Below are 12,489 nucleotides of genomic sequence, written 5' to 3'. Positions count from 1 at the left end.
GATAGCGGCGCCCTTCGTCCACGGCGCGCGCGATGCTGGCGCGCGAGAGCAATCGGCCGCGATAGCCGCGCAGCGTGGCCAGCTCCGCCGGGATCGGATTCGCCCAGTCGGCGTAGAAGAGCGCGGGGGCCGCCTCAGCCGCGCGAGCCGACCAGCCCGAACACCGCGCCCTCGAGATCGGTGCAGGTCAGCACATAGTCGCCGCCCGGCACCTGCTGGATGTCGTGCAGCGGCGTCCCGCCCGCCGCCTCGACCCGCGCTTTCGCTGCGTCGATATCGCCGGTGCGCCAATAGAAGGTCCAGCCCGCGCGCTGGCCCTCCGGCCGGGGCATGATCGCGCCGAGCGGCACGTCGCTGCGCTGGAAGAACTCATATTCGCCCAGCCCCGGCATCGGCATCGCCCCGCCGTGGCGCCAGCCGAAGCGTTCGAGATACCAGGCCTTGGCGCCCGCCGGGTCGGGCGTGGTGAGTTCGTTCCAGGCGACATGCCCGACCGCGCCGGGATCGGCCGAGAAGGCGGTCGATACCGCGTCCGCCCCGCCCTCCGGCGGCTGCGGCGCCATCAGATAGATCGGAATGCCCTGCGGATCGGCGACCAGTGCCATCCGTCCGACGCCCGGCACCGTCTGGTCCATCAGCTCGGCACCACCGGCAGCTTTCAGCGCCGCAAGCTCGACATCGACATCGTCGACGCACACATAGCCGAACCAGCCCGGTGCGGCCCCGCCGGCGATCATCTCGTCGGTCAGCGCCAGCATGCCGGCCACGGACGCCCCCTCGGCGGCGGTGATCTCGTGATACTCCACCGCCCCCACGCCGCTGGACTTGGTTTCCCAGCCATGAACCGCCTGGTAGAAGGCTGCGGCGCGCGCCGGATCGGCGGTCATCAGTTCGTACCAGATGAAGCTGCCGTGATGCTCGGACATGTCGTTCTCCTTCCGGGCGGGGTCAGGCGCGCGTGTCGACCACCGGCTCGAATCCGCCCCAGAACATGCGCTTGCCGTCGAACGGCATTTCGCCGTCGGGCTGCATCCGCTCGTCCTTCATCATCTTTTCCCACCCGGCGTCGCGAGTCGCCTTGTCGGGCCAGATGATCCAGGAAAAGACGACATTCTCGTCCTCCTGCGCCTTCACCGCCATGAAGAAATCGGTCGTCTCGCCCTTGGGGATGTCGCTGCCCCAGGCTTCCATCACGTGCAGCGCGCCATATTCATGGAAGATCGGCGCGGCCTTCTTCGCCACCGCGACATAGGCGTCCTTCTTTGCGTGCTTCACCGGCAGCACATAGCCATCGACATAGGGCATCTTCTCTCTCCTCGTTCAGGCGGCTTTCGGCGCGTGCGCCGTGAAATCGGCAAGCTGCGCGTCGAGCGCGCGGCGGAATGCGGCGCGGGCGGTGCCGCGCTCGACATAGGCGGCCAGCACCGGGCGGTCGGTGACCACGCCAGTGCCGCAATCGTCGCGCAGCACCGTGACCATCGCGATGTCGGCGATGCTGAAGGTGTCGGCGAGCCAATCGCGATTCCCCAGCGCCTCGGCCAAGCGATCAAGGCGCTCGCCGCAACTCTCGATCAGGCTGGCGCGGCGCAGCTCGGCCCATTGCGCGCCATTCGAGAACAGCTCGACCTCGCCGATCTGCATCATCCAGGGCTCGACGCTGCTGAAGGCGGCGAACAGCCAGGCGATCGCCCGCGCCCGCGCCACGGGATCGCGCGGCAGCAGCCGTTCGTCCTTTTCGCCCAGATGCAGCAGGATCGCGCCGCTTTCGAACAGCCGGACATCGCCGTCGCGCAGCGCCGGCACCTGCAGCCACGGCTGCTCCTCGCGATACTCGGCGGGCCGCTCCATCGGATGCATCAGCCGCATCGCATAGGGCAGCCCGATCTCCTCGCATGCCCAGCGCGGCCGCAAGTCGCGGACATAGCCTCTTGCGAAGTCGGGCACCCAGTTGAAGCCGGTGATCTCCACGCTCATCGCTGCGCTCCTTGCTCGGCCGTCGCGGCGGCCTCGATCACGCCGATGTCGATCTTGCGCATCGGCATCATCGCCTCCATCGCGCGGCGGGCGCTCTCGGGATCCTCATTGTCGAAGACGAGCTCCATCAGCCGCCGGGGCGTCACCTGCCAGCTCACGCCCCAACGATCCTTGCACCAACCGCACATGCCTTCCTCGCCGCCGTCGCCGGTGATTGCCGCCCACAGCCGGTCGGTTTCCTCCTGCGCGTCGGTGTGAATCACGAAGCTCACCGCCTGAGTCTGCGGATAGGAAGCGCCGCCGTTGAGGCCGATGAACCGCTGCCCCGCCATTTCCCATTCGACGACGAGCACGTCGCCCGGCTGGGCCGAGGGCGTTTGCGCGGGAGTACGCAGCACGCGAATGACCCGACTGTCGGGAAGCAGCGCGGTATAGAAGCGGGCGGCTTCCTCGGCCGCGCCGTCGTACCAGATGCAGGTCGTGAGCGTGTCCACCGCCTTGCTCCCACGGCTCGATGTTCAGGCCTCGCCTTCCCGCTTCGCGCCCTTCAGCAGCGCGACGATCGCCATGGCGTGACCGTGCCCCAGCCCGAACTGCTCCTTCAGGTCGGCGACGACCGTTCCCGCCTTCAGGTCGCGGCGGAGCGCGCCGTCGGCGAGCCAGTCCTTCTCCTCGGCATAGGCGCGAAAGTCCGCGGGGCTCTTGCCGGTCTTGGCCTCGATGTTGGTCAGATAGGCCTGGAAGGACATATCGCTCTCCTGCGCCGCGAATCGCGTGCCTTGCACTTTCTGCGCGCGCTAGTTACAAAAAACAACCGTGGAGTCACAAAAAATAACTTCCAACGATTTGAACAAGATGCGTCGCTGGTACCAAGACGCATGCGGCACCGCGCTCGCGATGGACCTGGTCGGCGAGCGCTGGGCGATGCTGATCGTGCGCGAGCTGCTGCTCGGGCCGCGGCGGTTTGGCGAGATACGCGGCGCGCTGCCGGGGCTGAGTGCGAACGTCCTCACCCAGCGGCTGGAGGGGCTGGGGCGCGCCGGCATTCTGCGCCGTCGCATGCTGCCCTCGCCAGCGAACGCGCAGGTCTATGAGCTGACGCGCTGGGGCTATGCGCTGGAGGAGCCGATCTTCGCGCTGAGCCGCTGGGCGGCGGGGTCTCCCGCGCACGACGTGACGCTGCCGCTCAGCAACACAGCGATGATGCTTTCGCTGCGCACGATGATGGATCCGGTGCGCGGCGCCGCGCTCGGCGAGCAGTTGGATGGCGAAATCGGCTTCCTGATCGGCGGCGAGCCGTTTCGCGCGGCGATCGCGAATGGCCGGCTCGACGCGCGGCGCGCGACGCCCGATGGTGCAACCCTCGTTTTCGAAGGCGACACCTCAGGGCTGCGGCCGGTGTTCTACGGGTCGGCGCCGCTGGCGGCGACCGAGGCCGCCGGCCTGGTCAAGGTCACCGGCGACCGCGCGCTGGCGCAGCGCTTCGTCGATTGCTTCGCGCTGCCGCACTTCGTCACCGATTGAGCGCAGTGCGTTGCGGTGCGCTGCGCCAGCGCCTAGGTGAGTGGCGACATCTTCAGATCGAGCCCATCCGCATGACCGATATCCCCAACACCCAGCCCGACAGCCGGGAGACCACGATCCTCGACGCTCCCGACAAGATGGTGAAGGTGCGCGATCTGTTCGGGATCGACAGCGACATGGAATGCCCCGCCTTCAGCGAGGCGGACGAGCGCGTCCCCGACCTCGACCCGGCCTATGTCTTCGATCCCGACACCACCCTCGCGATCCTGGCGGGCTTCGCGCACAACCGCCGCGTGATGATCCAGGGCTATCACGGCACCGGCAAGTCGACTCACATCGAGCAGGTGGCGGCCCGGCTCAACTGGCCGTGCATCCGCATCAATCTCGACGCGCACATCAGCCGCATAGACCTGATCGGCCGCGACGCGATCGTGCTGAAGGACGGCGTGCAGGTCACCGAATTCCGGGAGGGGCTCCTCCCCTGGGCGCTTCAGACGCCGACCGCGCTGGTCTTCGACGAATATGACGCGGGCCGCCCGGACGTGATGTTCGTGATCCAGCGCGTGCTGGAAACCGAGGGCAAGCTGACGCTGCTCGACCAGAATCGCGTGATCCGCCCGAACCCGTATTTCCGCCTGTTCGCCACCGCCAACACGGTGGGCCTGGGCGACACCAGCGGACTCTATCACGGCACGCAGCAGATCAACCAGGGCCAGATGGACCGCTGGAACATCGTCGTAACGCTCAACTATCTGCCCGCCGCCACCGAGGCCCAGATCGTGCTCGCCAAGTCGGGCGAATATGACAAGCCGGGCGGCAAGGAGACGGTGGAGAATATGGTCCGCGTGGCGGACCTCACGCGGAAGGGCTTCGTCAACGGCGACATCTCGACCGTCATGTCGCCCCGCACGGTCATCACCTGGGCACAGAACGCGCTGATCTTCGGCGACGTCGGCTTTGCCTTCCGCCTCTCGTTTCTCAACAAGTGCGACGAGGCAGAGCGCGCGCTGGTCGCCGAATATTATCAGCGCGTCTTCGGCAAGGATCTGCCGGAAAGCGTCGTCGGCGCGGCATGAGCGGCGACTCGCTCGACCCGAAGCGCTGGACCGCACGCGGCGGCGAGGGCGGACCGATCTATGGCGACGAGTTCGCCTATCTTAAGCAGATCGTCGCCGAGCGGCTCGAGGATGCTTCTGCCGCCGCAGCCGCGCCGCTGCCGGCGGTTCGGCGACCCAGCCTGATGGATGTCATCCACGCTGCGCTGCGCCGCCGGCTGAGGCGCTGACCGCCGACGATCCCAACCTTTCCGGCGACGCTGCGGCGAATCCGCCCTTGCATCCTTGCCCCCGCTCCCCGCAAACACGATCCCATGGCCACCGACTCTCCCATCGATCGGCTGCGCGGCGTGCTCGGCGGCGCGGCGCGCGCGCTTGCGCAGGACGCCGAGGTCGAACTGAGCTTCACGGCGGATGCGCCGTCGCAATCGGGCAAGAGCATGAAGGTGCCGCTGCCCAGCCGAACGCTGCCGCGCGAGCAGATCGCCGAAGCGCGCGGCTTCGCCGACGGTTTTGCGCTGCGCCGCCGCCATCATGACAGCACGCTGCATCAGCGCGGTGCACCCAAGGAAGCCATCGCCCGCGCCGTGTTCGACGCGGTGGAGACCGCGCGCGTCGAGGCGCTGGGCTCGCGCGGCTACGCCGGCATCGCCGACAATCTGGAGCATTCGCTCGCGCTACGGCTGCGGTCCGATCCCATCGCCCGCGCCCGCAGCCGCGACGAAGTGCCGCTGTCCACCGCCATCGGCCTGATGGTGCGCGAGCGGCTCACCGGCCGGGCCGCGCCCGCAAGCGCCGCGCCGGGGCTCGCGCTGGTCCGCGACTGGATCGAGGAAAAGGCGGGCAGCGATCTCGACGCGCTGCCGCTGGCGATCGACGATCAGGCCAATTTCGCGCAGTTCGTGTCGAAGCTGCTCGCCGACCTCGAGCTGACCGAAGGCGACATGCTGCCCGACGACCAGGACGAGGGCGGCAGCGACGACGAAGGCACCGAGGACGGCGAGGACCAGAACGAAGAGCAAGGCGAGGAACAGTCCCAAAGCGGCGAAGGCGAAGTCGAGGCGCGCGGCGAGCAGAGCGAGGGCGAGAACGAGGACGCCGAAGGCGAGCAGCGCCAGGACGAGTCCATGGACGACGCCGAGGGCGATCCGGGCGATGACGGCGAGGAAGGCATGATGCCTGTCCGCCCCAATCGCCCCTGGTCCGATCTCCCCCCCCAGTTCGAATATCGGGCGTTCACCAGCCAGTTCGACGAAGTGATCGCGGCGACCGAATTGTGCGATGACGAAGAGCTGGAGCGGCTGCGCTCCTATCTCGATCAGCAGCTCGTTCATCTCCAGGGGGTAGTGACCAAGCTCGCCAATCGGCTCCAGCGCCGGCTGATGGCGCAACAGAGCCGGAGCTGGGACTTCGATCAGGAGGAAGGGCTGCTCGATGCCGCGCGTCTGGCGCGCGTCGTCGTCAATCCGATGCAGTCGCTTTCCTACAAGGTCGAGCGCGACACCGATTTCCGCGACACGGTCGTCACCATCCTGATCGACAACTCGGGATCGATGCGCGGCCGTCCGATCTCGATCGCGGCGATCAGCGCCGACATCCTCGCCCGCACGCTGGAGCGCGTCGGCGTGAAGACCGAGATACTGGGCTTCACCACCCGCGCCTGGAAGGGCGGCCAGAGCCGCGAGAAGTGGCTCGCCGAAGGTCGCCCGCCGCAGCCCGGCCGCCTCAATGATCTGCGCCACATCGTCTACAAACAGGCCGACGAACCGTGGCGCCGCGCCAAGAAATCGCTCGGCCTCATGATGCGCGAAGGGCTGCTCAAGGAGAATATCGACGGCGAGGCGCTGCTCTGGGCGCACAACCGGCTGATCGGCCGACCCGAAGAGCGCAAGGTGCTGATGGTGATCTCCGATGGCGCGCCGGTCGACGATTCGACGCTGTCGGTCAATTCGGGCAGCTATCTCGAACGCCACCTGCGCCAGGTGATCGGCTGGATCGAGGGCCGATCGCCGGTCGAGCTGGTCGCGATCGGCATCGGGCATGACGTCACCCGCTATTACCAGAAGGCGGTGACGATCATGGATGCCGAGCAGCTCGCCGGCACGATGATCGAGCAGCTCGCCAGCCTTTTCGATGAGGAATGACGCAGCCCCTCCTCCGCGCGGAGGAGGATCATGAGCGCTTCCCTCCCCGTGCTTCCCGGCGGCTTCGCTGGCCCGGTCAAGCGCTCGATCACCATCGCCGGCCACCCGACGTCGATCAGCCTCGAACCCGTCTTCTGGTCCGCGCTCGAAGCGGCGGCTGCCGTGCGTGCGCTGCCGCTGAGCGCACTCGTCGCCGCGATCGACCAGCTGCGCATCGTCGCCGACGATCCGCCCAACCTGGCGAGCGCGATCCGCAGCTGGCTGCTCGCCGCGCCGCCGCCGCCGCGGCGGCGAGGCCTAAGCGAAGCCGAGCTGATCGCCGCGCTCCGCAGCCTCCCGCTGCACCCGGCGGCGCGCGGTCTGGTCGACGACACGGCGGTGCTGGGCGACCTGGTGCTCACTACCGATCTGATTGTCGAAGGAGTCCATTTCCTCGCGGACGATCCCCCAGAGGACGTGGCCTGGAAGCTGCTCGCCGTGAATCTCTCCGATCTCGCGGCCAAGGGCGCGGCGCCCGAAGGCGTGCTCCTCGGTCATCCGCTTGCGCCCGATGCCGATTGGGACCGCGCGTTTCTCGCCGGGCTCGATGCGGCGCTGCGCCACTTCGCCTGTCCGCTGCTGGGCGGCGACACGGTGTCGGTGCCGTCCGGCGCGCCGCGCACCTTTGCGCTCACCGCACTGGGCCGTAGCGCCCGCGCCCCTGCGCGTTCGGGTGCCCGACCCGGCGATGCGCTATGGGTAACCGGCACGATCGGAGACGCCGGCGCGGGTCTGGCGATCGCGCGCGGCGAGGCGGGGCCGGCGACGCTGCTCGCACGCTATCGCCGTCCCGAGCCGCGCCTGGCGGAAGGCGCCGCGCTTGCGCCGCACGTGCACGCGATGATGGACGTTTCCGACGGGCTCCTGATCGACGCGCGGCGCATGGCGGAAGCGAGTGGCCTTGCCGTGACGGTCGATCTGGCGACCATTCCGCTCTCGGCAGGCTACGTCGCCCATCGCGGCGACACGCGCGAATCCCGCCTCGCCGCCGCGACCGCGGGCGACGATTACGAGCTGCTCTTCGCGCTTCCGGCCGGCGCCGAGCCGCCGCTGCCTGCGACATGCATCGGCAGCTTCGCAACTGGATCGGGTCTGCACGCAACCGACGCCGGCGCGGCCGTCCTGCTTCCGGACCGGCTGGGCTTCGAGCACGGCTGACCTGCCGCATCGCGGGTGCCGGCGTGAGGCTCGGGTGACGCGCGTGAATGTCGCTTCGTCGCGTATCCCGCCCGCCGTTCGTGTCGAGCGAAGTCGAGACACCGCAGGCACCGCATGCCGCACGTCCCTCGACTTTGCTCGGGACGAGCGGTGCGAGAAGGCAGCATCGTCCGTCCCGCTCTCCGCCGACCCCGCTTTCACCACCGCTTGCGCTCGCGCCGCACCCTGTTAGCTTCAACAAACGCGCAGGAGCCGGCGCAGACCGGACCCGTGCCACACAGGGGAAGGATGCACGCGATATGGAGATCGTCTATCTCGCCATCGTCTGCGGCGTGATCGCCGTCGTCTATGGATTCGTTACCAGCCGACAGGTCCTGAAAGCGCCCGCGGGCGACGCGAAGATGCAGGACATCGCCGCGGCAATTCAGGAAGGCGCCAAGGCCTATCTCGGCCGGCAATACCGCACGATCGCGGTCGTCGGCGTGATCGTCGCCATCATCCTCTTCTTCACGCTCGGCCTGCTTTCCACGGTCGGCTTCCTTCTCGGCGCGATCCTGTCGGGCGTTGCCGGCTTCGTCGGCATGAACATCTCGGTGCGCGCGAACGTGCGTACTGCCGAGGCGGCGCGGGGCTCGCTGCAGGGCGGGCTCACGCTTGCCTTTCGCTCGGGCGCAGTCACCGGGATGCTCGTCGCAGGGCTCGGCCTGCTCTCGATCGCGCTGCTCTTCTGGTATCTCGTCGGCGTCGCCGGCCATGCGCCCAATGGGCGGCCGGTGGTCGAGGGGCTCACCGCGCTTGCCTTCGGCGCATCGCTGATCTCGATCTTCGCGCGGCTGGGCGGCGGCATCTTCACCAAGGCAGCCGACGTAGGCGCCGATCTGGTCGGCAAGGTGGAGGCCGGCATTCCCGAGGATGACCCCCGCAACCCCGCCGTTATTGCCGACAATGTCGGCGACAATGTCGGCGATTGCGCGGGCATGGCCGCCGATCTGTTCGAAACCTATGTCGTCACGCTCGGCATCACCATGGTGTCGATCGCGCTGCTGGTGCAGGGCCTTGCGCCGGATCGGCTGCTGGCGCTGATGAGCCTGCCGCTGATCGTGGGCGGTGTCTGCATTCTGACCTCGATCATCGGCACCTATGCGGTCCGGCTTGGCCGCAAGGAGTCGATCATGGGCGCGCTCTACAAGGGCTTTCTCACCACCGCGATCCTCTCGGTCCCGGCGATCTGGGCGGTCACCCAGGCGACGCTCGGCGATCTTTCCGCCGTGATCGGCGGCGGGATCGGCATGGACGAAGTCCCCGTCGACCTCGCGCTGGTCGAGGGCATCGACGCGGGGCTCGCGATCGGCCCGAGCTTCACCGGCTGGGGGCTGTTCGCCTGCATGATGATCGGCCTGCTCGTCACCGGCCTGTTGGTGTGGATCACCGAATATTACACCGGCACCGCCTATCGTCCGGTCAAGTCGATCGCCAAGGCGTCCGAGACCGGCCACGGCACCAACGTGATCCAGGGTCTCGCGATCAGCCTCGAGGCGACCGCGCTGCCCACGCTGGTGATCGTCGTCGCGGTGATCGCCGCCTATCAGATCGCGGGCATCATCGGCATCGCCTTCGCCGCCACCTCGCTGCTGGCGCTCACCGGAATGGTCGTCGCGCTCGATGCCTATGGCCCGGTGACCGACAATGCCGGCGGCATCGCCGAGATGGCGGGGCTTCCCGACGACGTGCGCCACCGCACCGACGCGCTCGACGCGGTGGGGAACACCACCAAGGCAGTGACCAAGGGCTATGCGATCGGCTCCGCGGGCCTCGCCGCGCTCGTCCTGTTCGGCGCCTATACCACTGATCTCGACCATTTCTCGGTCGAGCTGGGGCTGACCAGCGCCGTCGATTTCTCGCTCTCCAACCCCTATGTCATCGTCGGGCTGTTGCTCGGTGCACTGCTCCCTTATCTGTTCGGCGCGTTCGGCATGACCGCGGTGGGCCGCGCGGCGGGGCATGTGGTCGAAGACGTCCGCACGCAGTTCCGCGACAATCCCGGCATCATGGAAGGCACCAGCCGTCCCAATTACGGTCGCACGGTCGACATCGTCACCCGGGCGGCGATCAAGGAGATGATCCTTCCTTCGCTGCTGCCGGTGCTGGCGCCGATCGTCGTCTATTTCGCGGTGATGGCGGTCGCGGCTGCCGGAGCGCCCGATCCGCTGCCGGTCGCCTATGGAAGCGCCGCCGAATACGGCCGCAGCCAGGGCTTCGCCGCGGTCGGCGCGCTGCTGCTGGGCGTGATCGTCTCGGGGCTGTTCGTCGCGATCTCGATGACCTCGGGCGGCGGCGCCTGGGACAATGCCAAGAAGTACATCGAGGACGGCAATCACGGCGGCAAGGGCTCCGAGGCGCACAAGGCCGCGGTGACCGGCGACACCGTCGGCGATCCCTACAAGGACACCGCCGGTCCCGCAGTGAACCCGATGATCAAGATCACCAACATCGTCGCGCTGCTGCTCCTCGCGGCACTGGCGGCCGCCGGGGGCTGAAGGCCCGCAATATCACAGGCGTGATAAACCCGTCCGGCGACGCCGGGCGGGTTCTTTTTTTGGCTTGTGGATGCTGACAGGCGGCCATAGCCTGCCCACATCATCTTGGGGGTACATTATGAAAATCCACTGTTTTGTTGCGGCGGCGCTTGCCGCTGCGCTGCCGATGACGCTCGCCGCGTCGCCTGCGGTGGCACAGGCCGGCAGCCAGTTCAGCGCGGCCGACTTCGCGGCGCTGCCGGCGCTCGAGGCGCCGCAACTCTCCCCCAGCGGCAACAAGATCGTCGGCCGGATCGCCGTGCGAGGCGAGCAGTTCCTCGGCATCGTTCCGATCGGCGAAGGATCGCCCTCGCTGATCCCGCTCGGCGAGAACGATCTGCTGTGGATCCGATGGGTCAACGAGGATTGGCTCGTCGCCGGCGTCGGAGGCGATGCGCCGTTCGGCCGCTCGGGAATTTCCTATATCACCCGCGCGGTCGGCATCAAAGCCGACGGCAGCGAGACCGTGCCGCTGCTCACCCGATCGCGTCAGGTCGGCCGCTACGCCGACGATGTGATCTGGGTGGCGAACGACGGCACGCCGCGCGTCCGCATGTCGATGCAGCGCGCGGAATATCTGCGCGAGCCCGGTTTCTGGCCCGAAGTGCTCGAGTTCGACGTTTCGACGGGGCGCAGCAAGCTGATCACGGACGGGCGCGAAGGCATCTTCAGCTGGATCACCGACGGGGACGGCGACGTCCGCGTCGGGATCGGCAACATCGACGGCAAGTACCGCGCGATTTACCGGGACAGCGATCGCGACGGATTCCGCGACATCATCGACCGCCAGGTCGCCTATCGTGAGCAAGTGACCAAGCCCGATCTGTTCCTGGCGGACGGCACGGTCCTCTCGCTTGCCGAGGGAGAAGACGGGATCCGCCGCATCTATCGCTATGATCTGGCCACGATGGCGCTTGGCGAGCCGCTCTATGGAGACGAAGCGCACGACATCCTCGGTTACAGAACGAATGCGGACCAGACCAAGCTGCTGGGCGTCCGCTATCTCAACGAAGGTCCCGAAATCCGCTGGCTCGACGAGGATCTGGCGGCGATCCAGGCGGAAGTCGACGGCAAGGTGACCGGCGGGGCTGCCACGATCGTCAGCTACAGCAACGACTATGGCCGCGTTCTTGTCCATGTCGGGGCGGCCGATTCGCCCGGCGCCTATTTCCTCTACGATCGAGCCTCCGGAGAGATGCCGCCGATCGCGTTCGACAATCGCACGATCCGCCTCGCCAAGCTCAACCCGGTCTCGACGATCCGCTACGCGGCGCGCGACGGTCTTCCGATCGAGGCGGTGCTCACGCTCCCGCGCGGCCGCTCCGAAAACCTGCCGCTGATCGTCATGCCCCATGGCGGCCCGTTCGTACGCGACTATGAGACCTATGACTGGTGGGCGCAGTTTCTCGCCAGCCGCGGCTATGCGGTCGTGCAGCCCAATTATCGCGGGTCGAGCGGCTATGGGCGGGCCTTCGCGCTTGCGGGCGACGGCGAGTGGGGCCGCAAGATGCAGGATGACCTGAACGACGCGATCACGCATCTTGCCGGAGAGGGAATCGCCGATGCGGGACGCGTCTGCATCGTCGGCGGCTCTTATGGCGGCTATGCCGCGATGCGGGCGGCCCAGCGCGATTCGGATCTCTACCGCTGCGCCGTCTCGTTCGCCGGCGTGTCCGACATGAACCGCATGCTGGCGCACGACAAGCGCTTCCTCGGCAACAACTTCACCGACTGGCTCTCCGAGCAGGCACCCGATCTGAGCGACATCTCGCCGATCAATTTCGTGAACGACATCCGCATCCCGCTGCTGCTGGTTCACGGCAAGGAGGACCTGCGCCTTCCCGAAAGCCAGTCGCGCGAGATGTACGAGCGGATGCGGGCGGCCGGAAAGGACGTCACCTATATCGAACAGGAAGAGGGCGATCACGGTCTCAGCCGCGAGGAAGATCGCGTCGAATTCCTCGAGGCGCTCGAGGCGTTCCTCGCCGAACACAACCCCGCCTGATCGCCCCTGGGATC

12 protein-coding genes and 1 pseudogene are annotated in these 12,489 nt (G+C 67.7%); 8 read left to right on the top strand and 5 right to left on the bottom strand.

Annotated elements, in window-relative coordinates:
• Window positions 1-134 precede the first annotated feature (134 nt).
• Genes H7V21_RS13530 through H7V21_RS13510 form a run of 5 tightly spaced genes read right to left on the bottom strand, consistent with a single transcriptional unit; the run spans window position 135 to window position 2,723 of the window.
• Window positions 135-926 carry a VOC family protein gene (locus H7V21_RS13530; RefSeq protein ID WP_188054236.1) on the bottom strand — a complete coding sequence of 264 codons (792 nt, stop codon included), beginning with the start codon at window positions 924-926 and terminating at the stop codon, window positions 135-137.
• Window positions 927-948: 22 nt separating this feature from the next.
• Window positions 949-1,305, bottom strand: a complete 357-nt coding sequence (locus H7V21_RS13525; RefSeq protein WP_188054235.1) for a DUF1428 domain-containing protein — start codon at window positions 1,303-1,305, stop codon at window positions 949-951.
• Window positions 1,306-1,320: 15 nt separating this feature from the next.
• Window positions 1,321-1,974 (bottom strand): glutathione S-transferase family protein, encoded by a 654-nt coding sequence (locus H7V21_RS13520; protein ID WP_188054234.1) that lies wholly within the window; start codon window positions 1,972-1,974, stop codon window positions 1,321-1,323.
• Window positions 1,971-2,468, bottom strand: a complete 498-nt coding sequence (locus tag H7V21_RS13515) for a VOC family protein (protein ID WP_188054233.1) — start codon at window positions 2,466-2,468, stop codon at window positions 1,971-1,973. The genes H7V21_RS13520 and H7V21_RS13515 overlap by 4 nt, the downstream gene beginning before the upstream one ends.
• A gap of 24 nt (window positions 2,469-2,492) precedes the next feature.
• Entirely contained in the window at window positions 2,493-2,723 is a 231-nt protein-coding gene (locus H7V21_RS13510) for a DUF4287 domain-containing protein (protein ID WP_188054232.1), read from the bottom strand.
• Window positions 2,724-2,829: 106 nt separating this feature from the next.
• Between H7V21_RS13510 and H7V21_RS13505 the strand changes: the two genes are divergently transcribed.
• The 8 genes and pseudogenes from H7V21_RS13505 to H7V21_RS13475 all read left to right on the top strand — a co-directional run bounded on the left by H7V21_RS13505 (window position 2,830) and on the right by H7V21_RS13475 (window position 12,475).
• Complete coding sequence (locus H7V21_RS13505; protein WP_188054231.1) at window positions 2,830-3,498, top strand: winged helix-turn-helix transcriptional regulator; 669 nt, start codon at window positions 2,830-2,832, stop codon at window positions 3,496-3,498.
• A gap of 71 nt (window positions 3,499-3,569) precedes the next feature.
• Window positions 3,570-4,574, top strand: coding sequence for a cobaltochelatase subunit CobS (gene cobS, locus H7V21_RS13500; protein ID WP_188054230.1), 1,005 nt, complete (start codon window positions 3,570-3,572; stop codon window positions 4,572-4,574).
• Window positions 4,571-4,783: a hypothetical protein gene (locus H7V21_RS13495; protein WP_188054229.1), complete on the top strand. Its 213-nt coding sequence runs from the start codon at window positions 4,571-4,573 to the stop codon at window positions 4,781-4,783. Before cobS ends, H7V21_RS13495 begins: the two co-directional genes overlap by 4 nt.
• An 84-nt stretch (window positions 4,784-4,867) precedes the next feature.
• Entirely contained in the window at window positions 4,868-6,697 is a 1,830-nt protein-coding gene (cobT, locus tag H7V21_RS13490; RefSeq protein WP_188054228.1) for a cobaltochelatase subunit CobT, read from the top strand.
• 30 nt (window positions 6,698-6,727) lie between these two features.
• Window positions 6,728-6,967, top strand: a pseudogene (locus H7V21_RS15780) (ribbon-helix-helix domain-containing protein); the annotation flags it as partial.
• Window positions 6,959-7,894: a thiamine-phosphate kinase gene (gene thiL, locus H7V21_RS13485; protein WP_223177082.1), complete on the top strand. Its 936-nt coding sequence runs from the start codon at window positions 6,959-6,961 to the stop codon at window positions 7,892-7,894. The pseudogene H7V21_RS15780 and the gene thiL, both read left to right, overlap by 9 nt.
• A 299-nt stretch (window positions 7,895-8,193) precedes the next feature.
• On the top strand, window positions 8,194-10,431 hold the full coding sequence (locus H7V21_RS13480; RefSeq protein ID WP_188054226.1) for a sodium-translocating pyrophosphatase: 2,238 nt from the start codon (window positions 8,194-8,196) through the stop codon (window positions 10,429-10,431).
• A gap of 118 nt (window positions 10,432-10,549) precedes the next feature.
• A complete protein-coding gene (locus H7V21_RS13475) occupies window positions 10,550-12,475 on the top strand; it encodes an alpha/beta hydrolase family protein (RefSeq protein WP_188054225.1) in 1,926 nt (641 codons plus the stop codon).
• The last annotated feature ends 14 nt before the right edge of the window (window positions 12,476-12,489 follow it).

The organism is Sphingosinithalassobacter sp. CS137 (assembly GCF_014334115.1).
Lineage (GTDB): Bacteria > Pseudomonadota > Alphaproteobacteria > Sphingomonadales > Sphingomonadaceae > Sphingomonas.
Note: the sequence above shows the minus strand (reverse complement) of the source record. Positions and strands in the feature narration are given on the sequence as shown.